Raw genomic sequence first — 24,020 nt, 5'->3', positions numbered from 1 at the left:
ATCTAGTAGTCGCTAGAATGGTAAAAATACATAGACAAATTGTGCCATGCTGATCGTACTTTCTCCCGCTAAATCCTTGGATTACAAGACCCCAGTGAAGGTCAAGACGTCCACCTTGCCTGAATTTGTCTCAGAATCAGCCAAATTGATTGGCGATCTCAAAAAGCTCTCCCCCCAGGATGTGGCCAAGTTGATGGGTTTATCTGATCAATTAGCTGTCTTGAACGTGGGGCGCTACCGCGATTGGTCCAAGAAATTCACCGAGGCGAACAGTAAGCCAGCGATCTATGCTTTTGATGGCGATGTCTATGATGGCTTTGACGTTAAAACCCTGAACGCTAAGGCCGTCGACTTTGCCCAGGACCATATCCGGATTTTGTCCGGTCTATATGGAGCCCTAAGACCTTTAGATTTGATGCAAGCCTACCGCCTAGAAATGGGGACCACGTTTCAGAATGCGAGAGGCAAGGATCTCTACGCCTTTTGGGGGAGCAGGGTAAGCGATTCGCTCAAGAAGATATTGGAAAAGCAAAAAAAGCCTGTATTGCTCAATTTAGCCTCAGAAGAGTATTTCAAGGTCTTGCAGTCTAAAGACTTGGGTTGCCCAATTATTTCCCCAGTATTTCAGGATGGCAAAGACGGCAAATACAAAATCATTTCGTTTTATGCCAAACGGGCGCGCGGTTTAATGGCTCGCTATGTGGTTGAGAATCGTATTACTGATCCGGCAGACTTAAAAGGTTTCAATTTAGATGGTTATAAGTATTTTGCGGCAGAATCTAAGCTCGAGAAGCCAGTATTCAGAAGGGCAGAGAGAAAATAATGGCTGTACATCGCACCAAGTCCTCGCAGCGCAGCTCCCCTGAGGTTGATAAGCTCGTGGCTGATGCCATTTCTTTGGCCGCCTCTGGCAGTCAAATAGAAGATCGCTTTTGGGAAGAGCGCCTCAACGTTCGTTTGATGCGTTTACTCAAAAGCCAAAATCAAAATGTGATTGATGCCGCACTAGATCAAACCTTTCGCATTAATACGGTTGCCTTTGAAGTGCTGGCAGATTCTGCTGAAACTCTAGCAGAATCTCTTAAGATCGAGCATGAAGGACAAGAGTGGGATGTTCTCTTATTGGCAATGCCAATCGTTGCACACACCCGTTATCAAATTCCTTCAGGACCATTACAAACGAATATGGTTGAAGCTACTGCACAAGCATTGCATTCTGCTATTGCAGCACCAGATACTCGCCTTGCAATTGTTCCTTGGCTCTATAGCATTGATCAGATGCCACATTCGCATTGTCAAACACGCATCTTGACTGAATCCTTAGCAAATGCAGCGATCTGTAATAAAGATGTGAAGCTCGAGTTGCGCGATATGTCTGAGACGATTGCAGTTTTGGCTGACCCGCGTTTTATCATTGCTGCCCTTAGCGCCCCAAGTGGTACGCCGATTTTCCGTTGGCAGGCTGAAGCGCCTGCGCGTCAAGAGCGTGGGGTGAGTTTAATTGGCTGGCAAAACGCCATGCACGATCCAATTGCCTCTTTGCTGCCAGGCTGCGAGTTCGAACTCTTATTACCAGAGTCCTATTTCACGAACTGTCGTTTGGCTGATAAGCATGTACGCCCTTTAAGCATTCGTGCAGCCGTCAACTACCTAGAGAGCGGCTTAGGTATTTTGCCTGCTGGCCTATCTTGCGTAGTGGGTGCATTTGGTGAAGAGCAGGCTGATGAGTACCGTATTTCCTTTAGTGCAAAAGGCTCTTCAGAAATCATGTATGGCGTGATCTGGCCTTTATATGACCGCGAGAGTGTTGCGAGCGATGCCTTAAATGATTTATCGGATGATGAAAGCCCGATTAAGAAAATATGCGATGCATTGCATGATGCTGGTGTCGAAGATGTCTTTCGCCATGCCATGCTCTTTGAACCCGAGCTATGTGATGACTGTGGAGCACCATTATTCCCAGATCGCTCAGGAGAAGCTGTACATGCAGAGATGCCAGACGATGCGCCATCTCAACAACCCTTGTTTCATTAAAAACAATCAACGATAAAAAAGCCGAGGATCTCTCGGCTTTTTTATTTAATGCAATCTGAGAAATTAATTCTGTACAAAAGGCTCTGCATCAGCAAACAAATGCGGTAATCTGCCAGCCTTCATTTCTGGAGTTTGGCAGAAATCAGCCAGTCTTACGCCAGCCTTAATGTTAAATAGCATTGCCTTATTACCCAACACTACAAGGTCATGACCGCTGTTAGTGTTTTTATACCGCAGGCTGCCTGGCAATGAGGTTTGACGATCCAAGCTGTATGTTTTCGTTTCCCAAGTTAAGACAATCTTCTCAGTAGTACCAGAAGTTTTGAACTGTTTACTTTCATTGCAAGTCCATGTGAATACTTCATCACCGGCGTTAACATTCGCAGTGGAAAAAATACTAGCAAGTAAAACGCTGATGGTGAGAAGATTTTTTTTCATGTACCAATTTTCCTTAGGAGAGTAAGTGCTTAACGCCAGCCTGTTCTTCAAGTAATTCATTAAGGGTATGAGTCATGCGTTCACGGGAGAATTCATCAATCTCTAAACCTTCGATCATTTTGTATTCGCCATTTTCGCAAACCACTGGGAAACCATAAATTACTTCTGCTGGAATGTCATATTCACCTTTAGAAGGAATACCCATCGTAACCCATTTACCATTTGTGCCAAGTATCCAATCATGCATATGATCGATCGCAGCATTCGCTGCAGAAGCTGCAGATGAAAGGCCACGAGCCTCGATAATGGCTGCGCCACGCTTGCCAACGGTGGGAATGAAAGTATCCTTGTTCCAAGCTGGATCATTGATGGAGTCCTTTACAGACTTGCCATCGACGGTTGCAAAGCGATAGTCTGGGTACATGGTTGGGCTGTGGTTCCCCCAAACAACCAATTTTTCAATATTGGCAACAGGCTTGTTTAACTTAGTAGCCAATTGTGAGAGCGCGCGATTGTGATCGAGGCGCAACATTGCTGTGAAGTTCTTCGCAGGAATATCTGGAGCAGATTTCATAGCGATATAAGCATTGGTATTTGCTGGGTTACCAACAACCAATACTTTGACAGTCTTCTTGGCTACGGCATTTAATGCTTTACCTTGGGCTGTGAAAATCTGCGCGTTAGCAGAGAGCAAATCTTTACGTTCCATGCCAGGGCCGCGTGGGCGTGCACCTACTAAAAGGGCTACATCGATATCTTTAAACGCAGTCATTGGATCTGAATGGGCTGTCATGCCTGCTAAAAGCGGAAAAGCACAGTCTTCTAATTCCATCATGACGCCAGCTAAGGCTTTTTGAGCTTTTTCATCGGGAATTTCCAGTAACTGGAGGATTACGGGCTGATCCTTGCCTAAAAGGTCGCCATTGGCGATACGGAATAAAAGGGAATATCCGATTTGACCGGCTGCACCGGTTACAGCGATGCGCATTGGGGCTTTTGCCATTACTAAGAACTCCAGGGGAAGGTTAATTAATCAAAACTTTTCTATTATCCATTCAAGTGCATGGATTTTCGATTTACACTATGAATGACGTCTTATATAAGACTAGAATTACCCTGAATTTTATCCAATTGATATGAACTGGAGTCAGTTTGTCAGAAGTAAATTTGCCTGTTGCCTCATTTAGTCCTCTGTACGAGCAGATTAAGGTGATGATTTTGGCTAGCCTGCAAGCCGCTGAATGGCTTCCAGGGGCTGTGATTCCTAGTGAAATGGAGTTGGCTGCCCGCTATGCAGTGAGCCAGGGCACAGTTCGCAAGGCCATTGATGAGTTGGCAGCCCAAAATCTCTTAGTCAGGCGCCAGGGCAAGGGCACTTTTGTGGCCACCCACCAAGAGGATGACTGGCAATACCGTTTTTTACGTTTGGCACCAGATTCGGGTGAAAAATTTCTTCTGACTAGCCAGTTTTTATCCTGCCTGAAGACTAAAGCCAACGCTCATATTGCCAGTTTGCTTAAATTAAAGGCAGGTGACACGGTGATTCATATTGATCGGGTACAAAGCTTTGCAGGCAAACCCATTGTTTTTGAAGAGATTTGGCTTCCCACAGCCCGCTTTAAAGAGCTAGATCTATATTCGCTCAATGCCTGGCATGGACCTGTATACGCACTTTATGAGAGTCAATACGCCACCCATATGGTGCGTGCAGAGGAAAAAATTAAAGCAGTGGCGGCTGATGAGATCTTAGCTAGGCACCTCCAGTTGCCAGTTGGTGTGCCGCTCCTTTCCGTTGAGCGGGTAGCCTTCACTTATGGGAATAAACCAGTGGAAATTCGGCACGCTAGGTACGACACTAGAGAACAGCATTACGAGAACAAGTTGAACTAAATGTATCGGTTAAAACCCCTATTTAACGCTTTTAAACGCTAAAAAATCCTCACCACCACTAAGGTTTCCAATAGAATATGTTGCAATACAACAAAAATACATTAAACCTCCACAAACGCATAGAGATCACCCATGGTTGATGCACAGCAGGACGTAAAAAAAGATAGACCGGTTTATCGAAACATTGGTTTAGCCCAGTTGGTTAAATATCGCCTTCCTTGGGCGGGTAAAGTTTCTATCCTCCACCGCATCAGCGGCGCAGCATTGTTCCTCTTATTGCCATTTATTTTGTATCTCTTTGATCAGAGCCTGGCATCTGAATTGAGTTACCAAAAATTCCAAGCGTTCACTGGCAACATCTTGGTAAAAATCATTTGCCTTGGTTTGATCTGGGCATTTTTGCACCACTTCTGCGCTGGCATTCGTTACCTCTTGCTCGATTTAGAAATCGGCGTCGAGAAGTCTGAAGCCAATCGTTCAGCCATTGTTGTGTTTTCTCTGGGCCTGGCTTTGACTGCAGTAGTGGGTCTCAAATTATTTGGCTTTTACTAAGCGTTACTTCATTCAGGATATTTCATGCCCATTTATCAAATTGGACCAAAGCGCTTAGTAGTAGGTGCACATTACGGTCTTAAGGAGTGGATCATCCAGCGCGTAACAGCGATTGTGATGGTGGTATTTACGATTGTTTTATTAGTTGACTATTGCATCACTGGTAGCGCAACTTACGATGGCTGGTCCGCCTTATTTGCCAATGAGTTCATGAAGCTTTTAAGCTTTTTGGCTTTATTCAGCTTGTTCTATCACGCCTGGATTGGTGTGCGCGACATCTGGATGGATTACATCAAGCCTGTCAGCATTCGTTTAACACTGCAAGTGTTGACCGTACTGTACCTTGTGGCTTGTGCAGCCTATGCGGTACAAATTTTGTGGAAAGTGTAATTCGATGACTGTCATTCAAAAATCATTACCACGGCGTCGTTTTGATGCGGTAATTGTTGGTGCAGGTGGTTCAGGTATGCGTGCTTCATTGCAGTTAGCAGAAGCAGGCCTCAACGTTGCTGTATTAACAAAAGTATTCCCAACGCGTTCACATACAGTTGCTGCGCAAGGTGGTATCGGTGCCTCACTAGGTAATATGAGTGAAGACAATTGGCACTATCACTTTTATGACACCATTAAGGGCTCTGACTGGTTGGGTGACCAAGACGTCATCGAGTTCATGTGTCGCGAAGCTCCCAAAGCAGTCTATGAGCTTGAGCATTTTGGTATGCCATTTGACCGTAATCCAGACGGCACCATTTATCAGCGTCCATTCGGTGGCCATACTGCAAACTACGGCGAGAAGCCAGTACAGCGTGCTTGTGCGGCTGCTGACCGGACAGGTCATGCGATGCTGCACACTTTGTACCAACGTAACGTACGCGCTAAAACAAACTTCTTTGTTGAATGGTTGGCGCTTGATTTGATTCGCGATGACGCTGGCGACGTGGTTGGTGTGACTGCGCTTGAAATGGAAACTGGCCAGGTTTATATCTTGGAAGCCAAGGTAGTCCTCTTGGCAACTGGTGGTGCTGGCCGTATTTGGGATGCATCTACAAATGCCTTTATTAATACCGGCGACGGTATGGGTCTGGCGGCCCGCGCAGGAATTCCTTTGGAAGATATGGAGTTCTGGCAGTTCCATCCAACTGGCGTAGCTGGCGCAGGCGTCTTGTTGACAGAAGGTTGCCGTGGTGAAGGCGCTATTTTGCGCAATAAAGATGGCGAGCGTTTTATGGAGCGCTATGCACCAACCTATAAAGATCTAGCACCAAGGGATTTTATTTCACGTTGCATGGATCAAGAAATTAAAGAAGGGCGCGGTTGTGGTCCTAACGGTGATTATGTGGTGCTCGACCTAACGCATATTGGTGCTGAGACCATCATGAAGCGTTTGCCTTCTGTATATGAAATCGGCATTAACTTTGCGAACGTTGATGTAACCAAAGAGCCCATTCCAGTGGTACCAACGATTCACTATCAGATGGGCGGTATTCCAACCAACATCAATGGTCAAGTGGTTGTGCCAGCAAATGGTAAGCATAACGAAGAAGTCAATGGCTTATACGCTATTGGTGAGTGCTCATGCGTTTCAGTGCATGGCGCAAACCGCTTAGGTACAAACTCATTGCTTGATCTCTTGGTATTCGGTCGTGCTGCTGGTAATCACATCGTTGGCCTGAACCTCAAGGACCGCGAGTTCAAAGCGCTGCCTGCGAATGCTGGCGAGCAAACGATGGCTCGCTTGGCTGCCCTAGATAACTCTAGCTCCGGTGAGTATGCACAAGATGTTGCAAATGATATTCGTAAGTGTATGCAGAAATATGCTGGCGTATTCCGCAATCAAGAATTGATGGATGAAGGTGTTCGCCAAATGGCAAAGTTGACTGAGCGCGCTAAGCACCTTTGGCTTAAAGATAAGTCAGAGATTTTCAACACTGCTCGGATTGAGGCTTTGGAAGTGGCTAACTTGGTTGAAACTGCCAATGCAACGATGATTTCTGCAGCAGCTCGGAAAGAAAGTCGTGGCGCCCATTCGCACGATGATCATCAGCTTCGAGATGATGATAATTGGATGAAACATACGCTTTGGTATAGCGAAGGCAATCGTTTGGACTACAAACCAGTCCAGTTAAAACCATTGACCGTTGATTCAGTGCCTCCAAAAGAACGTACTTTCTAAGTAAGAGAGATAGAGAATGAGTGATATCCGCATATTTGAAATTTACCGCTACGATCCAGATGTCGATGCAGCTCCACGCATGCAGCGCTATGAGTTAGAGCTCTCTGGTGAGCGTATGTTGTTAGACGCATTGATTTCTTTGAAGAAGCAAGACGAAACTATTTCTTATCGTCGTTCATGCCGTGAAGGTGTTTGCGGTTCAGATGCAATGAACATCAATGGGAAAAATGGCTTAGCTTGTTTGACTAATATGTTGACCTTGCCTAAGGTCATCACATTACGTCCATTGCCTGGCTTGCCGGTAGTGCGTGACTTGATTGTCGATATGACTTTGTTCTTTAAACAATATTTGTCTATCAAGCCGTACTTGGTAAATGACAATCCACCCCCAGAAAAAGAGCGCCTCCAGAGCCCTGAAGAGCGTGAAGAGTTAAATGGCTTGTATGAGTGCATCCTGTGTGCATCTTGCTCGACCGCATGCCCATCCTTCTGGTGGAACCCTGATAAGTTTGTTGGACCAGCGGGTTTGTTACAGGCCTATCGTTTTATTGCTGATAGCCGTGACGAAGAAACTGCTCAGCGCTTAGACAACTTAGAAGATCCTTACCGCTTGTTCCGTTGCCATACTATTATGAATTGTGTGGATGTATGCCCTAAGCATTTGAACCCAACAAAGGCAATTGGCAAGATCAAGGAGTTGATGGTTCGTAGGGCAGTATGACCCTCGGTAATGCAGAGTTATATCGTCTAAAGAGTGATGCTCGCAGGGGATTACTAGAGAATGATTTAATTTTGCAACGTTTCTTTGAGCGCTATGGTGCTCAGCTAAACGCAGAGGATGGAAAGGTTTTAAGTCAGCTGTTAGCTTTAGATGACAATGACCTGATGGATTTATTGATTGCACGTAAAGATTCTGTTGCGCCACTCGAGAAAGAGCTGCAATCTGACTCTTTTAAAGCAGTTTTACGAAAGCTAAGAGAGAAATAAGTCAGGATTATGGTCTAGCAGTGAAAGCATGTGAAAGAATAGTGGATTAATCGTAATTTTGAATGACTAAGGATTAGAAATGATTGAATCGGACATCAAAGCAAAACTCTCGTTTTCAGATGGCACGCCAGATATTGATTTGCCAATTTACAAAGGGACAGTAGGTCCTGACGTAATTGATATTCGTAAGCTTTATGGTCAGACTGGTAAGTTCACTTACGACTCTGGATTTCTTTCTACTGCTTCATGCAATAGCAAAATTACTTACATCGATGGTGATAAGGGTGAGTTACTTTACCGTGGTTACCCAATTGAAGATTTGGCAAATAAGTGCGACTTCTTAGAAGTTTGTTATCTCTTAATCAATGGGAATTTGCCAAACGCTAAAGAGAAAAAAGATTTTGAAACGATGGTCATGCACCACACCATGGTTCATGAGCAAATGCAATTCTTCTTACGTGGCTTCCGTCGCGATGCACACCCAATGTCTGTATTGACTGGTTTGGTTGGCGCAATGGCTGCGTTCTATCATGACAAGATTGATTACAGCGACCCATATGCTCGTGAAGTAGCGCAAATTCGTTTAGTTGCGAAGATGCCAACTTTGGTAGCCATGTCTTATAAGTACTCTATAGGACAGCCCTTTATCTATCCAGATAACTCTTTGTCTTACACCGCTAACTTTATGCGCATGATGTTTGCTACACCATGTGAAGAGTACAAAGTTAATCCAGTTTTAGTACGCGCTTTGGATCGCATCTTCATATTGCATGCAGACCATGAGCAAAATGCCTCTACTTCAACGGTGCGTTTGTGTGGCTCTTCTGGCACAAATCCATTCGCTGCTATCTCTGCTGGTATTGCTTGCCTCTGGGGTCCAGCCCATGGTGGTGCAAATGAGGCTTGCTTGGAGATGTTGAATCAGATTCAAGCAAATGGTGGCGTTGATAAGATTCATGAATTCATTGCCCAAGTGAAAGACAAAAACTCTAGTGTTCGCTTGATGGGTTTTGGTCACCGCGTTTACAAGAACTTTGATCCACGCGCCAAATTGATGCGTGAAACTTGCTATGAAGTATTGAAGGAATTGGGCCTACAAGATGACCCATTATTCAAATTGGCAATGACTTTAGAGAAGATCGCTCTGGAAGATGAATATTTCGTTAGCCGTAAGCTTTATCCAAACGTAGACTTCTACTCTGGCATTGTCCAGCGGGCACTTGGTATTCCAACAGACATGTTCACCTGTATTTTTGCTTTGGCAAGAACAGTGGGTTGGATTGCTCAGTGGGAAGAGATGATTACTGATCCTGAGTACAAGATCGGGCGTCCACGCCAGTTGTATGTCGGTGAAACTTCCCGTGTAGTTCCGAATATCTCGGTCCGAAAGTAAAGGATTTAAGGCTACTTATGTCTCGTACGCTTTATGACAAATTGTGGGATGACCACGTTGTTTACTCTGAAGAGGATGGCACAGCAACGATCTATATTGATCGCCATCTCTTGCATGAGGTGACTAGCCCCCAAGCTTTTGAAGGCTTGAATTTGGCTGACCGTCCAGTGTGGCGCATCTCTGCCAATTTAGCGGTCTCAGACCACAACGTACCAACAACTGATCGTTCTGAAGGCATTATTGATCCCATTTCAAAATTGCAAGTAGATACCCTAGATCAAAACTGCGATGCTTTTGGTATTACTCAGTACAAAATGAATGATGCTCGTCAGGGCATTGTTCATGTCATCGGACCAGAGCAGGGCGCTACTTTGCCTGGCATGACTGTGGTGTGTGGAGACTCCCATACTAGTACTCATGGTGCATTCGGTGCCCTAGCGTTTGGTATTGGCACCTCTGAAGTCGAGCATGTATTGGCAACTCAAACTTTGCTGATGAAAAAGAGCAAGAACTTGTTGGTACGTATAGATGGACGCTTACAGCCAGGCTCAACGGCTAAAGATATCGTTCTTGCTGTGATTGGAAAGATTGGTACGGCTGGTGGTACGGGTTCCACCATTGAGTTTGCGGGTGAAGCGATTCGCAATCTCTCGATGGAAGGCCGTATGACCGTCTGCAATATGGCAATTGAAGCTGGCGCAAGATCTGGCCTAGTGGCTGTAGATGAAACCACCATTGAATATATTCAAGGCCGCCCATACGCTCCTAAGGGCCCGGCTCTATTACAGGCTTTGCAATATTGGAGAACTTTGCACTCTGATGCGGATGCCAAGTTTGACGCAGTGATCGAACTACGCGCTGAAGAAATTGCTCCTCAAGTAACTTGGGGTACTTCACCAGAAATGGTATTGGCTATTAGTGAATCTGTTCCTGATCCAGAAAAAGAACGAGATCCTAGTAAGCGTGTTGCAATGGAGCGTGCCTTGGAATATATGAATCTGATTCCGAATACACCACTTAGCAGCATCCCAGTAGATAAAGTATTTATTGGCTCTTGTACGAATAGCCGCATCGAAGATATGCGCGCTGCAGCCAAAGTGGTTGATCGTCTTGGTAAAAAAGTAGCAGCTAATGTGAAATTGGCTTTAGTTGTTCCTGGTTCGGGTTTGGTAAAAGCCCAGGCGGAGCGTGAGGGCTTGGATCGTATTTTTAAAGCTGCTGGCTTTGAATGGCGTGAACCGGGTTGCTCTATGTGTTTGGCAATGAATGCTGATCGCTTAGAGCCAGGCGAGCGTTGCGCCTCTACATCGAATCGTAATTTTGAAGGCCGTCAGGGTAATGGCGGCAGAACCCATTTAGTGAGTCCTGCAATGGCTGCTGCTGCTGCGATTGAGGGTCATTTTGTTGACGTCCGTAAGATTTCATAAAGGTAAGCAGAAATGAAATTCCATCCAGTATCTCTAATCACTAGATTGGCCATTGTTGGTGTTGCAGGTTTCGTAATTGCTGCTTGCACTAATACGGTGGAAGGCATGGGCAAAGACTTGCAGTCTATGGGCAAGTCAATGGAAGGCTCTAGCAGCCCGCAAAACAATCAATCACAAACTAAGGGTAAAGATGTTGTGGTTACCCCTGTGAAGTAAATATTACGAGTCACAATCATGGATAAATTTACGGTATATAAAGGTTTAGTTGCTCCGTTGAATCGTGAGAACGTAGATACCGACGCCATCATTCCGAAACAGTTTCTGAAGTCGATTAAGAAGACTGGTTTTGGTCAGAATTTATTTGATGAGTGGCGTTACCTAGACCATGGTGAGCCAGGGCAGGATTGCAGTACTCGACCTATCAATCCAGAATTTATTCTTAATCAGGCTCGATACAAAGGTGCAGGCATTCTTTTGGCCCGCAAAAACTTTGGTTGTGGCAGTTCACGTGAGCATGCTCCTTGGGCGCTCGATCAATTCGGCTTTAGAACGGTGATTGCTCCTAGCTTTGCCGATATTTTTTACAATAACTGCTTCAAAAACGGTCTTTTACCCATCGTTTTGACAGAAATGCAGGTTGACCACTTATTCAATGAAACTATGGCATTCAATGGCTATCAGTTGACTATTGACCTAGAGGCTCAACAAGTCATGACTCCTGATGGCACTGCATATAGCTTTGAAGTGGCCCCCTTTAGAAAGTACTGCCTTTTTAACGGTCTAGACGATATTGGCTTAACTCTGCGCCATGCAGATAAAATCAAGGCTTATGAAGCTGAACGCATTCTAAAAATGCCGTGGCTTGCGACACAATTGCCGTAATTTTAGATTTAAGGGCCTTTCATGAAAATTGCAGTTCTACCGGGCGATGGTATCGGCCCGGAAATCGTTGCTCAAGCCGTTCGAGTGCTGCAAGCACTTGGCCCAAAGTTTGAATTAGAAGAGGCTCCCGTCGGTGGTGCTGCCTATGATGTGGCAGGCCACCCTTTGCCACCAGCAACTTTAGAGTTAGCCAAAAAGGCAGATGCTATTTTATTTGGCGCTGTGGGTGATTGGAAATATGACACGCTTGCGCGCGAACTACGTCCAGAGCAGGCTATTTTGGGTTTGCGCAAACACTTAGAGTTATTTGCCAACTTCAGGCCGGCGATTTGCTACCCAGAGCTTACGGCTGCATCTAGTCTCAAGCCAGAAATTATCGGCGGATTAGATATTTTGATCGTCCGTGAATTAAACGGCGACATTTATTTTGGTCAACCCCGTGGCATTCGTACTTCAGAGTTGCCATTATTTAAAGGTGCCCGTGAAGGTTTTGACACCATGCACTATAGCGAGCCTGAAGTGGAACGTATTGGCCGAGTTGCCTTTGAAGCAGCCCGTAAACGTGGCAAAAAAGTATGCAGTGTTGATAAGGCGAATGTTTTAGAAACATCACAGCTTTGGCGCGAAGTGATGATTCGGATCTCCAAAGAATATCCAGATGTTGAGTTATCCCATATGTATGTGGATAACGCAGCAATGCAGCTAGTCAAGGCCCCTAAGGCATTTGATGTGGTTGTTACTGGTAACTTATTCGGCGATATTTTGTCGGATGAGGCTGCGATGTTAACCGGCTCGATTGGTATGTTGCCTTCAGCATCTTTAGATAAGAACAACAAAGGCTTGTATGAGCCAAGCCATGGTTCTGCACCGGATATTGCCGGCAAAGGGATTGCTAATCCATTGGCGACCATTTTGTCCGCAGCAATGATGCTGCGCTATTCATTAGGGATGCCTGCTGAGGCAGATCGAATTGAAAAGGCTGTGCAAAAAGTATTAGCGCAAGGCTTACGTACTGCTGATATTTATACCGAAGGTACCCAAAAGGTCTCTACCGTACAAATGGGTGACGCTGTTGTAGCAGCACTCTCTTAAATCGAAATTAAAAATTCATTAAATAGTTCATCATGGCAAACACAAAAACACCATTGGTAGGTTTAGTTGGCTGGCGCGGTATGGTCGGTAGCGTTCTCATGGACAGAATGCTGGCCGAAAAAGATTTTGATTTAATCGAGCCAGTATTTTTTAGTACCAGCCAAGTAGGCGGCCAAGTACCGCTGATTAATGGTAAAAAAGTCAGCAAGACCGAAAGCGCTTTGCAAGATGCGAATGACATTAAGGCCTTGTCACGCTGCGACATCATTCTCACTTGCCAAGGTGGCGACTACACCAATGCGGTTTTCCCAAAGCTGCGAGCAGCCGGTTGGAACGGCCACTGGATTGACGCTGCTAGTGCTTTGCGTATGAAAGATAATGCCGTATTAGTCTTAGATCCGATCAATCGGTCTGTGATTGATAAGGCATTGGCCGCTGGGGGTAAGAATTGGATTGGCGCTAATTGCACCGTGAGCTTGATGATGATGGCGATGGGTGGTTTGGTGAAGGCCGATTTGGTTGAGTGGATTAGTGCGATGACCTACCAAGCAGCATCTGGCGCTGGGGCACAGAATATGCGCGAATTACTTCTGCAAATGGGGGCTTTGCATGACAGTGTCGCTACCGAATTAGCAGATCCTTCATCTTGGATTTTAGATATTGATCGCAAAGTAACTGAAACACTGCGCTCAGCTGATTTCCCGAAACAAAACTTCCGTAACACCGCATTGGCTGGTAGCGTGATTCCTTGGATCGATGTTCCTGTTGAGCATGGTCAAACAAAAGAAGAGTGGAAGGGCGGTTCTGAGTTCAATAAGATTCTTGGACATCCTGCATTCCGTACTCCAGGCAGTATTCCCATTGATGGTATCTGCGTGCGTGTTGGTGCGATGCGTTGCCACTCACAAGGTTTAACTGTGAAGTTGAAGAAAGATATTCCATTAAAGGAAATTGAAGCTATTTTGGCAAACGGTAACCAGTGGGTCAAAGTGGTTCCGAATGACCGCGAAATGACTGAGCGTGAATTATCACCAGCGGCGGTCAGTGGCACGATGACTGTACCGATTGGTCGCTTGCATAAATTAGCGATGGGCCCAGAGTATCTCGGCGCATTTACCGTAGGCGATCAACTGTTATGGGGCGCTGCGGAACCGTTGCGCCGTATGCTCAGAATCTTGCTCGAAAAATAATGTCACGAGGTTATCAACTTCGCTTTTTAAAAGCACTTTGTTTTGTTTGGCTTAGTTGGTCTTGTGCAGCTTGGGCAATTTCTTTAGGCTCACCTGCATTGCTATCTAAATCTGGAGAGCCTTTGCGGGTGGAGATTCCGATTCGGCTTGGGGCTGATGAGCAGGCTGCTTTAGCCAGTTTAAAAGCAGGTACCTTACCCAAGACCTCCTATGAGCGCCTTGGGATCTCTCAGAAGATTTTGGACCTCAATCCCCAGCTATCGATTTATCGTAATTCTCAGGAGCAATTGGTCGTCTTGGTAGAAACGGTCAATGCTATTCCAGCAACTGAAGATCCTTTTGTAGATCTATTAGTCAATCTCAATTGGTCTAGTGGCAGCATTACCAAAACATTTACTTTACTTTTAGGTGATGCGCAAAAGGTGCTCGTCAAGCCTGGTCAAACCCTCTCAGAAATTGCTGCCATGATGGCGCCGCAATTAGACGGTGCTACTTTAGATCAAACCATGATGGCTTTGTATAAAGCCAATCCAGATGCCTTTGCCAGCGGTAGCATTAACCGTTTAGCAGCAGGCGCTGAACTTAATAAGCCCAGCCAAGCACTTTTGCGCTCAATTAGTCCGGCAGAAGCCAACCAATTTGTAGCTGAGTCTAATGCACAGTGGCATGCAGAGCAGGGTAGCAACGGGTCACAAAGCCAATCGAAGTCTGGCAATATAAAGACTGATGAATCCGCTCCAAAAGATCGCCTCAAGATTGGTTCTAGTGCTGATGGGAATGAACAAGAGCGTCGCTATACCGAAGAGCTTGTTGCCCAAGAAAAGCAGCTAGAGCAAGCGAAGGTGCGAGTTGCTGAGTTAGAAAAGAATGTTGCTGACCTTCAGCGCCTCCTGGATAAATCGAAGGAGAAAAAAGCAGTTGAAAATAATTTTGGATTGGGTGGATTTGGACCAGCCGTTCTGGGGATTGCTTTTATTGCATTAACTGGTTTACTGCTATGGGGCTTTGCTCGTAATGCTCGCCGTTCTGAGCTGACTCACTTCAAGACACCAGATAAACCCACGAGTACTCATTTTGAAATGCCTGAGCGTGCCAAAGCATTATTTTCTGGGATTGATTTAGAGCTTTCTAAGCCGGCCTCAGCTGCCACGGCTGCTGCCTCTAATCCCTTGGCAGAGACACTACGCGTTAAATTGAATCTAGCACGCGCTTACATCACAATCGAAGATTTTTCTGCCGCCAAGAAATCCTTAGAAGAAGTACTGCGGGTCAGTAATTCAGTTGATCGCACCATCACGATCGAAGCTCAAGGCTTGCTGGCGGAGCTCTCGCACCGTAATGCCTAAGTCCATGGGGGTATTGCAATGCGTATAGCCCTTGGTCTTCAGTATGACGGCAGCCCATACTCTGGCTGGCAAACACAAGTCAATCAAAATTCAGTTCAAGATGAGCTGGAGAAAGCAATTACAGCCTTTGTTGGCGAGTCCTCTAAAGACTTTCCGATTAAAACGATTACTGCAGGCAGGACGGATGCTGGTGTTCATGCATTAGGACAAGTGATTCACTTTGATACCAATGTAGAGCGTGAAGATTTCTCATGGGTTAGAGGGGTGAATTCATTTTTGCCACCATCGATTGTGGTTAATTGGGCTAAGCCTGTTCCCGATACTTTTAGCGCTCGATTCTCCGCATTTGAGCGTACCTATATCTACGCTCTACATGCGGGACCTTCTCGCTCACCAATGGTTCATACCCGTGCAGGCTATTTAATGCTGCCACCCAATCAGCAGCTTGATATTTCTGCCATGAAGAATTCAGTTGAGTGTTTGATTGGCGAGCATGATTTCAGCTCATTCAGATCTTCTGAATGTCAGAGCAAGACACCAGTCAAAACAATATACGCCATAGACATGATTTCTGATGGACCATGGTTGTATTTTCGGATTCGGGGCAATGCTTTCTTACAACATATGGTGCGTAATTTAGTGGGATGTTTTTTGCAGATTGGCCAAGGCAGACAAGAATCAAAATGGATGGCCGAGGTCTTGGCCGCTAAAGACAGAAAGATGGCGGCCCCCACATTTATGGCTGATGGCCTCTATTTGGTCAAAGTTTCATATCCAGAAGAATTTGCTATTCCAGCACCTTGGCTGGACAACTCCTGGCTCCCTCAGTTTTAGGTCAAAACAGCGCCTAAAACCCCTAGATTGAGTGATTAGCTCTTGGGCAATTGGCATATCCCTAGAATTTTGAGATGATCCTGCTTCTAAGCAAAAAGGTGACCTCATGTTCAATTCCAAAGCAAACAAGAATCTCGGTAAATCAGTCGAAAGTTTTGAGACCATCATAGGCGCAAGCCTCAGGGTTGATGGAAATTTATTGTTACGTAACAGCGTGCGAATTGATGGCGTTGTCAACGGCAATATTTTGCAAGACGATGAGCATGAGGCTACGGTTGCAATTGCAAAGGGTGCTACTGTTACTGGCGACATTAGGGCAAAGCATGTCATCGTATCCGGCATCTTACGTGGCAATATATTCTCCTCTGATCGAGTAGAGTTATTGGAGACCGCGTTTGTCACTGGAGACATTACCTATGGAAGCTTGGGCACACAAGTAGGCGCAAGGATAGATGGGAAATTACGTCAAGCCGATAGTGACTCATCAACGCATACTGCAGAAGCTCTAATAGCACAAGCTATGCAAAAGAGTCCGGCTGCTTAGAGCCTCACTATGCAAATTTTTTGGGTATCAGGCCCAGTTGGAAAAATACGTCGCATTAATCTCACGCTAAAGCATTTATTGGTTAGCGTTTTTGCTTTCGCCTTTTCATTAGTATTGCTCGGTGTGTTTTTGCAATACATGGGATTTCAGATGGCGATTGAATACAACCCACAGCTCGCTAGGCAACTTGGTAATGTACACACTGCAGTTGAGCTTGAGAATCTCAACTCTTTTTATCGGCAAAAGTTAACTGATATTGAAAAGCAAATCTTTATCTATCAATCCAAGATTAATGAATTAGAGGTAAGTAATCAAAAACTTTCTTCTTTAGCTACTCCTCCGGTATTGCAAAAAGAGAGGCTAAAACCAGCACCTTCTGGTGGCCCCTTTATTACCCCATCGCACTCAAAGGAAAGTCCTAGCTTAATGAATGCCCTTCAGGATTCCTTGCAGGATATGAAACATAACAATATTTATTTGGATAAGATTTCTGGATACTGGAAGAATCAAATTGCTTGGCTTGAGTCTATGCCTGCAGGGTATCCAATCAAAGAACATATTTCGATATCGAGTGGTTTTGGAAAACGTCTAGACCCTTTTAAAAATTCTTGGAGCGAGCATCTAGGGGTGGACTTCCAGGCTCCAACGGGAACCAGCATTATTGCTGCTGGCGATGGAGTGGTTACTAAAGCTGCGCGAGACCCTGTGTATGGAAATCTATTGGTGATTGATCATGGCGATCGCTTCCAATCTCGCTATGCTCATGCAAGCGAGTTCCTAGTCTCGGAAGGTGTGAGGGTGCAAAGGGGCCAAGCTATTGCAAGAGTTGGAGCTACTGGACGCGCTACCGGACCTCATCTTCACTATGAGGTTGTGAGGGAAGGAAGGCTGATCGACCCCTCGAGTATGTTGTTAGGGAAATCAAGCCTGCAATAGCCTTAATCAGGTAGCCTGCCTTATCATTGCTTTATGGGCTTACTAACTTACTCTCCGAGTCGTACCAGGGTCAAAATCTGCGGTTTGAAGACTTCTGCCGATATTGACGCGGCTGTTGCTGTTGGGGTCGATGCAGTCGGCTTTGTCTTTTATCCCCCCAGCGTGCGTGCTGTAAGCCCCAATGTTGCTGCCCAACTCATTTCGAGGCTCCCAGCGGGGGTGGATGCGGTTGGTTTAGTCGTGAATCCTACAAACGAGCAATTTGCTGCAATCAGGGCTGCTGCCCCAATCACCCTATGGCAGTTTCATGGGGACGAGACCCCAGAGCGCTGTTTCGAGCTTGCAGATGGCCAGCCTTGGATAAAAGCGGCCCGTATAGGGCAAGGCTTCGCATTTAGCGAATTTTCCATACAATATAGGCAAGCAAACGCTTTTCTGCTGGATGCCCTCGTCGAGGGTTATGGTGGCGGAGGCGTTCCTTTTGATTGGCAAGGAATTCCACAGACATGGGTAAGCGAAAACGCGCCTCGGGTCGTTTTGAGTGGTGGATTGAACACGCACAACGTGGGCGAGGCGATTGCTCGTCTGCATCCTTGCGCGGTTGACGTCTCTAGTGGCGTAGAAATCAGCAGGGGTGTTAAAGATCCTGCGCTCATGGCTGAATTTGTAAAAGCAGTGCGCGCAGCAGATGAGAAATCATCATCCCAATAATTTGCTGTAGATAAATCAAAAGAGGTAGCTATGTACGACAAGCCAGATGCACGAGGACACTTTGGTCCTTACGGCGGTGTGTTTGTTTCTGAGACATTGATGTTTGCATTAGATGAGCTCAAAGCAGCTTATGCTAAATATCAATTCGACCCAGAATTTATTGAAGAGTTTCATTACGAGCTCAAACACTTCGTGGGAAGACCATCACCGGTTTATCACGCTAAACGTTGGAGTGAAATGCTCGGCGGAGCGCAGATCTATCTCAAACGCGAAGACTTAAACCATACGGGTGCTCATAAGATTAATAATGTGATTGGCCAAGCAATGCTGGCTAAGCGCATGGGTAAGCCACGCATCATTGCAGAGACAGGCGCAGGGCAGCATGGAGTTGCTACAGCAACCATCTGTGCCCGCTTTGGTCTAGACTGCACGGTTTATCAAGGCTCTGTTGACGTAGCCCGTCAGGCGCAAAATGTCTTCCGCATGAAACTACTTGGCGCCAAAGTGGTTCCCGTGGAATCAGGTACCAAAACCTTAAAAGATGCCCTCAATGAAGCCATGCGCGATTGGGTTACTAATGTAGAAAATACTTTCTACATCATCGGTACTGTTGCAGGGCCACATCCTTATCCAATGATGGTGAGAGATTTTCAGAGCGTAATTGGTGAAGAATGCAAAGTACAAATGCCAGAAATGACTGGTCGTCAACCTGACTTCGTATTAGCTTGTGTTGGCGGTGGCTCAAATGCCATGGGCATTTTTTATCCTTATATTGATTTCCCAGAAGTCAAATTGATTGGTGTGGAAGCTGCAGGTCATGGACTTGGTAGTGGCTTACACTCAGCAGCACTATGCGTTGGTAAGCCTGGCGTATTGCATGGTAATCGTACTTACTTGTTGCAAGATGAGAATGGCCAGATTTCTGAAACGCATTCGGTATCTGCTGGCATGGATTACCCCGGCGTGGGCCCTGAGCATGCTTGGTTAAAAGATTCTGGTCGCGCTGACTATGTTGCCATTACTGATGAAGAAGCACTCAAAGCCTTCCATGATTGCTGTCAAATTGAAGGCATCATTCCTGCGCTAGAGTCGGCTCATGCGATTGCTTATGCTTGTAAGCTCGCTAAGACTTTGCCTCAAGACAAAACTATTTTGGTTAATCTTTCTGGTCGTGGTGATAAAGACATGCATACCGTTGCTCAAGCAACTGGCTCTGAAGGTTAAGTAAGGTTTATGTCCAAAATTACAGCACTCTTTAAAGAATTAAAAGCAAGCGGTAAAAAAGGATTAATTCCTTTTATTACTGCAGGTGATCCAGATCCAAAGTTCACTGTTGAGTTGATGCACGCATTGGTGCGAGGTGGTTCCAGTTTGATTGAGTTAGGCGTACCTTTCTCTGACCCAATGGCCGATGGTCCAGTGATCCAAAGATCTTCAGAGCGTGCATTGACTCAAGGCGTTACATTACGTGTTTGTTTGGAAATGGTGAAGGAATTTCGGAAGCAAGATCCAAACACCCCAGTGGTCTTAATGGGGTATGCAAATCCAGTTGAGCAAATGGGGGCAGAACGTTTTGCAACTGAAGCAAAAGCAGCTGGAGTTGATGGTGTACTGATCGTAGATTACCCGCCTGAAGAGTGCGTTGATTTTGCAGCGCGTATGCGCGTTGCAGGCATTGATCCAATTTTCTTATTAGCGCCAACGTCATCTCCCGAACGGATTAAAGAGGCGGCCAAAATAGCTTCAGGCTATATCTATTACGTCTCCATGCGCGGGGTTACGGGAGGCGCAAACCTCAATACCCAAGATGTGGCAACTATCATCCCCAAAATTCGTCAAGAGACGGATATTCCCATTGCTGTGGGTTTTGGGATTAGCGATGCCGCTAGCGCCAAGGCAGTATCTCAGAGCGCCGATGCAGTGGTCATTGGCAGCCGCATTATTCGTCTTTTGGAGGATGCGCCCCCTGGGCAGGCAGTACAATCACTCGAAACCTTCATTCGTGAGATTCGTGATGCATTGGATAGTTAACTAATGAGCTGGATAGATAAATTACTCCCACCCCAAATTCAACATACTGATCCTGCGAATCGCAAATCAGTACCAGAAGGATTATGGGTTAAGTGCCCTAGTTGTGAAACAGTTCTCTACAGCACCGACATTGAAGCCAATTTATCAGTTTGTCCAAAATGCAGCCATCACATGCGTATTGGTGCGCGCCAACGTTTGGATAGCTTGCTTGATCCAAAAGGCCGTTATGAAATCGGTGCTGATATCTACCCAACCGATCCACTGAAATTTAAAGATTCTAAAAAATATCCAGATCGTATTAAAGAAGCCAATGACGCCTCTGGCGAAACCGAAGCTTTGATCGTGATGGGTGGCAAGATTGAAGCGATCCCAGTGGTTACGGCCTGTTTTGAATTTCAATACATGGGCGGCTCGATGGGCTCTGTAGTGGGTGAGCGTTTTGCTCGCGGTGCGCAAGAGGCCATTGCGAAAAAATGTGCCTTCATTTGCATTACTGCAACTGGTGGCGCACGGATGCAGGAGAGCTTGCTGTCATTATTTCAGATGGCTAAGACCAATTCCATGTTGACTTTGCTGTCTAAAAAAGGTTTGCCCTATATCAGTGTTCTGACTGACCCAACCATGGGCGGTATTTCTGCAAGCTTCGCCTTTATGGGTGACGTAGTCATGGCTGAACCAAAAGCCTTGATTGGTTTTGCTGGTCCTCGCGTGATCGAGCAAACTGTTCGTGAAAAATTACCAGAAGGTTTTCAGCGCTCTGAGTTCTTGATGCAAAAGGGCGGTATTGACATGATTGTTGATCGGCGCCAAATGCGCGGTGAGATTGCACGCCTATTAGCGCTCTTGCAAAAACTTCCAGAGCCTGCGATTGCGGGTAGCGCAGCCGTTTAAGCGCTTGAGCACAGCACACCAAACCCCAGTTCTTTTTTCTAGCCTAGAGGCTTGGCTAAGCCACCTCGAAACTGCTCATCCTGTCGGCATTGACATGGGTCTTGAGCGTATCAATCGGGTGAAGGCAGCCTTAAATCTCTATTTTGATTGCCCAGTGATTACTGTTGCTGGTACTAATGGCAAAGGCTCTACTTGCGCCTATCTCGAAAGTATTTTATTGGCTTCTGGCTATCGAGTCGGTTGTCATACCTCACCACACTTACTGAAATTTAATGAGCGTGCTCGCCTTAATGGACAGGATGTCAATGACAGCCTTTTGTTGGAGTATTTTGCTGCCGTTGAAAAAGCGCGCGTGAGTTTAGTTGATGCCCCAACCTTAACGTATTTTGAATTCACCACTTTAGCCATCATGCATCTTTTTTCTCAATCCAATTTGGATGCAGTGATATTAGAGGTGGGTATGGGCGGTCGCTTAGATGCTGTCAATATTGTGGATACGGATTGCGCCATTGTGACGAGCATTGACATTGATCACGCAGATTTCTTGGGAAGCACCAGAGAAGCGATTGGTTTTGAAAAAGCAGGCATTTTCCGTCCAGGGCAAATTGCGGTATGTGGCGATCCAGTTCCTCCGAAATCTTTGATCGATCATGCTGAAAAGCTCGATTGTGATCTTTGGTTACAAGGTCGTGATTACAACTTCCAGGGCGATAAGCAGCAATGGGGTTGGGCAGGTCGTCAGAAACGCTTTAGTGGCCTTGGCTACCCAGCCTTGCGGGGCGCTAATCAGATTCTGAACGCTTCTGCTGTCATTGCGGCCTTGATGGCTTTACACCAACGCTTGCCAGTGAGTGCGCAGGATATTCGCAATGGCTTTGCCATGGTTGAGTTGCCTGGGCGATTTCAGGTGCTACCTGGCCAACCCACTGTAGTTCTGGATGTGGCCCATAATCCCCATGCCGCCGCTACTTTGGCTCAAGGATTGGACAAGATGGGCTACCACCCCTATACCTACGCTATTTTTGGGGCTATGGCAGATAAAGATATCGATGGGGTGATAAAACCCTTTTTAGATATCGTGGATTTCTGGTTTTGCACTGATTTACCAACCCCTAGAGCTGCGACTGCTCAGGCGCTGGCAGACAGGCTTGAGGCTATGGGTGTCAAGCCTCAAAAAGGGGCTGATGGCGGTATTGAATGCTTCCCAGACCCTGCTGCAGCGTATCAAAAAGCGCTCTCAAAAGCGGGTGAGGGTGATAGAATTGTGACCTTCGGATCCTTCTATACCGTTGCAGGCGTAATGATTTACCGAAACAACCAGGCCCATTGATCCATGATTCGTTTACCGAGCTTCTTTAAGCGAAAAACACAGGCTGATGACCTTGATATAGGTTCAGTGGGAAGGCGCTCCGCTAAACGTGCAGCCCCACGCAGTTTTCAACGAAATGCTGAAGCAGAAGAAATTGCCCTTACAGAAGATCCAGAACAACAAAGAGCGCGCCACCGTCTGATTGGTGCTGCTGTATTAGTCCTCATCGCCGTAGTTGGTCTACCGCGTATTTTGGATAACAGTCCTAAATTAGCCCCCAACGATATCGCTGTCAATATCGTGACCAGCTTACCCATTCCAGGTACTGATGCAAAGCCTGAAGATAAGCCTAAAGTAGTTGCGGAGCCTATAAAAGAAGCTCCTAAAGTTGTACCTGCTCCAGAGCCAAAGGTAGAGGCTAAAGTTGAATCCAAGCCAACACCTCCTCCTAACAAAGCTCCCGGATTGGGCTTAGCTGCTGGAGAAGAAATTGTTGCTGCCCCCACTAATGGAGCTAGTAACAGCGCCACTAATACTGCAGCTAGCGGCTCAGGAAAATATGTCATTCAGATTGGTGCATTTGCTTCAGAAGAGCGCGCTAATGGCTGGATTGCAAAACTCAAAGAGCAAAAGATTCCAAACTACGTGTTGAATAAAAATGGTAGCGATGGCACTAAGCTCTATGTTCTTCGTGCCGGCCCCTATGCCGATAAAGATTCTGCAGAAGCGGCAGAAAAGAAAATTAAGGCGATGGGTCTATCACCAAGACTCGTCGAGACTGGTAAACAGTAATGGAATACTTATCCACCTTAAAATTAACACCGGTGGATTATTTCACCCTAGTTGTGCTCTTGGTGTCTGCCTTAGTAGGTATCTCTCGCGGCTTATTTAAAGAAGTCCTCGCTCTAGCATCTTGGTTTGCAGCTGCATGGGTCGCTTATCACTATACAAATTACCTTGCTACTGAATGGCTTTCTGCCTTCCATCTAGACGAGCTGCTTAATCTTGGTGTCAGTTTCCTCATCCTATTTATATTGACTTTGATTGTTTGTGGATTATTTGGCGGGCTAGTACAAAAAATGATCTTGTCAGCAGGTTTAAGTCTGACAGATCGATTCTTGGGATTGGTTTTTGGTCTAGTACGTGGCGGCTTGATTGTGGTCATTTTGGCAACCTTAGCCGCATTGACACCGATTCCGCAAAGTGTGGCCTGGAAAAATGCCATCACAAGACCGGCCATGGATATGGCAACGGGTTTAATTAAAGGTTGGCTACCAGCCGACTGGGCTAAGCAATTGGGTGATGCAATGCCCAAAGTAACACCTACCATTAATCCTAAATTAACAATAGGAAGCTAGAG

27 protein-coding genes are annotated in these 24,020 nt (G+C 46.0%); 25 read left to right on the top strand and 2 right to left on the bottom strand.

Going from position 1 to position 24,020, the window contains the following annotated elements; translation table 11 throughout:
- The first annotated feature begins 46 nt into the window (after window positions 1–46).
- Both yaaA and ICN29_RS01860 read left to right on the top strand, forming a co-directional pair.
- Window positions 47–823 carry a peroxide stress protein YaaA gene (gene yaaA, locus ICN29_RS01865; protein WP_216129169.1) on the top strand — a complete coding sequence of 259 codons (777 nt, stop codon included), beginning with the start codon at window positions 47–49 and terminating at the stop codon, window positions 821–823.
- The gene (locus ICN29_RS01860) at window positions 823–2,034 is read left to right on the top strand and encodes a DUF2863 family protein (RefSeq protein WP_216129167.1); all 1,212 of its coding nucleotides are present in this window, start codon (window positions 823–825) and stop codon (window positions 2,032–2,034) included. Before yaaA ends, ICN29_RS01860 begins: the two co-directional genes overlap by 1 nt.
- Window positions 2,035–2,097: 63 nt before the next feature.
- Here ICN29_RS01860 and ICN29_RS01855 read toward each other — a convergent pair whose 3' ends face one another.
- Complete coding sequence (locus ICN29_RS01855) at window positions 2,098–2,472, bottom strand: hypothetical protein (protein WP_216129165.1); 375 nt, start codon at window positions 2,470–2,472, stop codon at window positions 2,098–2,100.
- A 13-nt stretch (window positions 2,473–2,485) separates the two neighbouring features.
- Window positions 2,486–3,475: a malate dehydrogenase gene (locus ICN29_RS01850; RefSeq protein WP_216129163.1), complete on the bottom strand. Its 990-nt coding sequence runs from the start codon at window positions 3,473–3,475 to the stop codon at window positions 2,486–2,488.
- A 149-nt stretch (window positions 3,476–3,624) separates the two neighbouring features.
- Between ICN29_RS01850 and ICN29_RS01845 the strand changes: the two genes are divergently transcribed.
- The 23 genes from ICN29_RS01845 to ICN29_RS01735 all read left to right on the top strand — a co-directional run bounded on the left by ICN29_RS01845 (window position 3,625) and on the right by ICN29_RS01735 (window position 24,018).
- Window positions 3,625–4,362, top strand: a complete 738-nt coding sequence (locus tag ICN29_RS01845) for a GntR family transcriptional regulator (RefSeq protein WP_216129161.1) — start codon at window positions 3,625–3,627, stop codon at window positions 4,360–4,362.
- Window positions 4,363–4,494: 132 nt separating this feature from the next.
- Window positions 4,495–4,914, top strand: coding sequence for a succinate dehydrogenase, cytochrome b556 subunit (gene sdhC, locus ICN29_RS01840; RefSeq protein WP_216129159.1), 420 nt, complete (start codon window positions 4,495–4,497; stop codon window positions 4,912–4,914).
- Window positions 4,915–4,938: 24 nt separating this feature from the next.
- On the top strand, window positions 4,939–5,304 hold the full coding sequence (gene sdhD, locus ICN29_RS01835) for a succinate dehydrogenase, hydrophobic membrane anchor protein (RefSeq protein WP_216129157.1): 366 nt from the start codon (window positions 4,939–4,941) through the stop codon (window positions 5,302–5,304).
- A gap of 4 nt (window positions 5,305–5,308) precedes the next feature.
- Window positions 5,309–7,087: a succinate dehydrogenase flavoprotein subunit gene (sdhA, locus tag ICN29_RS01830; protein ID WP_216129155.1), complete on the top strand. Its 1,779-nt coding sequence runs from the start codon at window positions 5,309–5,311 to the stop codon at window positions 7,085–7,087.
- Between the two features lie 16 nt (window positions 7,088–7,103).
- A complete protein-coding gene (locus ICN29_RS01825) occupies window positions 7,104–7,808 on the top strand; it encodes a succinate dehydrogenase iron-sulfur subunit (protein ID WP_216129153.1) in 705 nt (234 codons plus the stop codon).
- Window positions 7,805–8,074 carry a succinate dehydrogenase assembly factor 2 gene (locus tag ICN29_RS01820; RefSeq protein WP_216129151.1) on the top strand — a complete coding sequence of 90 codons (270 nt, stop codon included), beginning with the start codon at window positions 7,805–7,807 and terminating at the stop codon, window positions 8,072–8,074. Before ICN29_RS01825 ends, ICN29_RS01820 begins: the two co-directional genes overlap by 4 nt.
- 79 nt (window positions 8,075–8,153) lie before the next feature.
- Window positions 8,154–9,467: a citrate synthase gene (gltA, locus tag ICN29_RS01815; protein ID WP_216129149.1), complete on the top strand. Its 1,314-nt coding sequence runs from the start codon at window positions 8,154–8,156 to the stop codon at window positions 9,465–9,467.
- Window positions 9,468–9,484: 17 nt separating this feature from the next.
- Window positions 9,485–10,894 carry a 3-isopropylmalate dehydratase large subunit gene (gene leuC, locus ICN29_RS01810; RefSeq protein ID WP_216129147.1) on the top strand — a complete coding sequence of 470 codons (1,410 nt, stop codon included), beginning with the start codon at window positions 9,485–9,487 and terminating at the stop codon, window positions 10,892–10,894.
- Window positions 10,895–10,906: 12 nt separating this feature from the next.
- Entirely contained in the window at window positions 10,907–11,110 is a 204-nt protein-coding gene (locus ICN29_RS01805) for a hypothetical protein (RefSeq protein ID WP_216129145.1), read from the top strand.
- Window positions 11,111–11,128: 18 nt separating this feature from the next.
- Complete coding sequence (gene leuD, locus ICN29_RS01800) at window positions 11,129–11,776, top strand: 3-isopropylmalate dehydratase small subunit (RefSeq protein WP_216129143.1); 648 nt, start codon at window positions 11,129–11,131, stop codon at window positions 11,774–11,776.
- Window positions 11,777–11,797: 21 nt separating this feature from the next.
- Complete coding sequence (leuB, locus tag ICN29_RS01795; protein ID WP_216129141.1) at window positions 11,798–12,868, top strand: 3-isopropylmalate dehydrogenase; 1,071 nt, start codon at window positions 11,798–11,800, stop codon at window positions 12,866–12,868.
- Between the two features lie 32 nt (window positions 12,869–12,900).
- Complete coding sequence (asd, locus tag ICN29_RS01790) at window positions 12,901–14,058, top strand: aspartate-semialdehyde dehydrogenase (protein WP_216129139.1); 1,158 nt, start codon at window positions 12,901–12,903, stop codon at window positions 14,056–14,058.
- The gene (locus ICN29_RS01785; protein WP_216129137.1) at window positions 14,058–15,404 is read left to right on the top strand and encodes a FimV/HubP family polar landmark protein; all 1,347 of its coding nucleotides are present in this window, start codon (window positions 14,058–14,060) and stop codon (window positions 15,402–15,404) included. The genes asd and ICN29_RS01785 overlap by 1 nt, the downstream gene beginning before the upstream one ends.
- A gap of 18 nt (window positions 15,405–15,422) precedes the next feature.
- Window positions 15,423–16,238, top strand: coding sequence for a tRNA pseudouridine(38-40) synthase TruA (gene truA / locus ICN29_RS01780; RefSeq protein WP_216129135.1), 816 nt, complete (start codon window positions 15,423–15,425; stop codon window positions 16,236–16,238).
- A 106-nt stretch (window positions 16,239–16,344) separates the two neighbouring features.
- Window positions 16,345–16,782 carry a bactofilin family protein gene (locus tag ICN29_RS01775; RefSeq protein WP_216129132.1) on the top strand — a complete coding sequence of 146 codons (438 nt, stop codon included), beginning with the start codon at window positions 16,345–16,347 and terminating at the stop codon, window positions 16,780–16,782.
- Between the two features lie 9 nt (window positions 16,783–16,791).
- Entirely contained in the window at window positions 16,792–17,718 is a 927-nt protein-coding gene (locus tag ICN29_RS01770; RefSeq protein WP_216129130.1) for a M23 family metallopeptidase, read from the top strand.
- A 33-nt stretch (window positions 17,719–17,751) separates the two neighbouring features.
- Window positions 17,752–18,429: a phosphoribosylanthranilate isomerase gene (locus ICN29_RS01765; protein WP_216129128.1), complete on the top strand. Its 678-nt coding sequence runs from the start codon at window positions 17,752–17,754 to the stop codon at window positions 18,427–18,429.
- Window positions 18,430–18,459: 30 nt separating this feature from the next.
- Window positions 18,460–19,653, top strand: a complete 1,194-nt coding sequence (gene trpB / locus ICN29_RS01760; RefSeq protein ID WP_216129126.1) for a tryptophan synthase subunit beta — start codon at window positions 18,460–18,462, stop codon at window positions 19,651–19,653.
- Window positions 19,654–19,662: 9 nt separating this feature from the next.
- Entirely contained in the window at window positions 19,663–20,460 is a 798-nt protein-coding gene (gene trpA / locus ICN29_RS01755; RefSeq protein ID WP_216129124.1) for a tryptophan synthase subunit alpha, read from the top strand.
- A gap of 3 nt (window positions 20,461–20,463) precedes the next feature.
- Window positions 20,464–21,351: an acetyl-CoA carboxylase, carboxyltransferase subunit beta gene (gene accD, locus ICN29_RS01750; protein ID WP_216129122.1), complete on the top strand. Its 888-nt coding sequence runs from the start codon at window positions 20,464–20,466 to the stop codon at window positions 21,349–21,351.
- Between the two features lie 4 nt (window positions 21,352–21,355).
- Window positions 21,356–22,681, top strand: a complete 1,326-nt coding sequence (gene folC / locus ICN29_RS01745) for a bifunctional tetrahydrofolate synthase/dihydrofolate synthase (RefSeq protein ID WP_216129120.1) — start codon at window positions 21,356–21,358, stop codon at window positions 22,679–22,681.
- Between the two features lie 3 nt (window positions 22,682–22,684).
- Entirely contained in the window at window positions 22,685–23,452 is a 768-nt protein-coding gene (locus tag ICN29_RS01740; RefSeq protein ID WP_216129118.1) for an SPOR domain-containing protein, read from the top strand.
- Entirely contained in the window at window positions 23,452–24,018 is a 567-nt protein-coding gene (locus ICN29_RS01735; protein ID WP_216129116.1) for a CvpA family protein, read from the top strand. The genes ICN29_RS01740 and ICN29_RS01735 overlap by 1 nt, the downstream gene beginning before the upstream one ends.
- Window positions 24,019–24,020: the final 2 nt, after the last annotated feature.

The organism is Polynucleobacter nymphae, from assembly GCF_018882155.1.
Lineage (GTDB): Bacteria > Pseudomonadota > Gammaproteobacteria > Burkholderiales > Burkholderiaceae > Polynucleobacter > Polynucleobacter nymphae.
The sequence above is the reverse complement of the archived record's forward strand: the minus strand, read 5'-3'. Positions and strand labels throughout refer to the sequence as shown.

What these genes read in the sequence shown, in the direction of transcription:
- ICN29_RS01860 (WP_216129167.1), top strand. Translation starts at nt 823, where the DNA reads ATGGCTGTACATCGCACCAAGTCCTCGCAGCGCAGCTCCCCTGAGGTT.
- yaaA (WP_216129169.1), top strand. Translation starts at nt 47, where the DNA reads ATGCTGATCGTACTTTCTCCCGCTAAATCCTTGGATTACAAGACCCCA.
- ICN29_RS01740 (WP_216129118.1), top strand. Translation starts at nt 22,685, where the DNA reads ATGATTCGTTTACCGAGCTTCTTTAAGCGAAAAACACAGGCTGATGAC.
- ICN29_RS01820 (WP_216129151.1), top strand. Translation starts at nt 7,805, where the DNA reads ATGACCCTCGGTAATGCAGAGTTATATCGTCTAAAGAGTGATGCTCGC.
- ICN29_RS01855 (WP_216129165.1), bottom strand. Translation starts at nt 2,472, where the DNA reads ATGAAAAAAAATCTTCTCACCATCAGCGTTTTACTTGCTAGTATTTTT.
- sdhD (WP_216129157.1), top strand. Translation starts at nt 4,939, where the DNA reads ATGCCCATTTATCAAATTGGACCAAAGCGCTTAGTAGTAGGTGCACAT.
- gltA (WP_216129149.1), top strand. Translation starts at nt 8,154, where the DNA reads ATGATTGAATCGGACATCAAAGCAAAACTCTCGTTTTCAGATGGCACG.
- ICN29_RS01765 (WP_216129128.1), top strand. Translation starts at nt 17,752, where the DNA reads ATGGGCTTACTAACTTACTCTCCGAGTCGTACCAGGGTCAAAATCTGC.
- ICN29_RS01735 (WP_216129116.1), top strand. Translation starts at nt 23,452, where the DNA reads ATGGAATACTTATCCACCTTAAAATTAACACCGGTGGATTATTTCACC.
- leuD (WP_216129143.1), top strand. Translation starts at nt 11,129, where the DNA reads ATGGATAAATTTACGGTATATAAAGGTTTAGTTGCTCCGTTGAATCGT.
- ICN29_RS01775 (WP_216129132.1), top strand. Translation starts at nt 16,345, where the DNA reads ATGTTCAATTCCAAAGCAAACAAGAATCTCGGTAAATCAGTCGAAAGT.
- ICN29_RS01770 (WP_216129130.1), top strand. Translation starts at nt 16,792, where the DNA reads ATGCAAATTTTTTGGGTATCAGGCCCAGTTGGAAAAATACGTCGCATT.
- leuB (WP_216129141.1), top strand. Translation starts at nt 11,798, where the DNA reads ATGAAAATTGCAGTTCTACCGGGCGATGGTATCGGCCCGGAAATCGTT.
- leuC (WP_216129147.1), top strand. Translation starts at nt 9,485, where the DNA reads ATGTCTCGTACGCTTTATGACAAATTGTGGGATGACCACGTTGTTTAC.
- ICN29_RS01785 (WP_216129137.1), top strand. Translation starts at nt 14,058, where the DNA reads ATGTCACGAGGTTATCAACTTCGCTTTTTAAAAGCACTTTGTTTTGTT.
- trpB (WP_216129126.1), top strand. Translation starts at nt 18,460, where the DNA reads ATGTACGACAAGCCAGATGCACGAGGACACTTTGGTCCTTACGGCGGT.
- accD (WP_216129122.1), top strand. Translation starts at nt 20,464, where the DNA reads ATGAGCTGGATAGATAAATTACTCCCACCCCAAATTCAACATACTGAT.
- ICN29_RS01825 (WP_216129153.1), top strand. Translation starts at nt 7,104, where the DNA reads ATGAGTGATATCCGCATATTTGAAATTTACCGCTACGATCCAGATGTC.
- asd (WP_216129139.1), top strand. Translation starts at nt 12,901, where the DNA reads ATGGCAAACACAAAAACACCATTGGTAGGTTTAGTTGGCTGGCGCGGT.
- sdhC (WP_216129159.1), top strand. Translation starts at nt 4,495, where the DNA reads ATGGTTGATGCACAGCAGGACGTAAAAAAAGATAGACCGGTTTATCGA.
- trpA (WP_216129124.1), top strand. Translation starts at nt 19,663, where the DNA reads ATGTCCAAAATTACAGCACTCTTTAAAGAATTAAAAGCAAGCGGTAAA.
- ICN29_RS01850 (WP_216129163.1), bottom strand. Translation starts at nt 3,475, where the DNA reads ATGGCAAAAGCCCCAATGCGCATCGCTGTAACCGGTGCAGCCGGTCAA.
- truA (WP_216129135.1), top strand. Translation starts at nt 15,423, where the DNA reads ATGCGTATAGCCCTTGGTCTTCAGTATGACGGCAGCCCATACTCTGGC.
- sdhA (WP_216129155.1), top strand. Translation starts at nt 5,309, where the DNA reads ATGACTGTCATTCAAAAATCATTACCACGGCGTCGTTTTGATGCGGTA.
- ICN29_RS01805 (WP_216129145.1), top strand. Translation starts at nt 10,907, where the DNA reads ATGAAATTCCATCCAGTATCTCTAATCACTAGATTGGCCATTGTTGGT.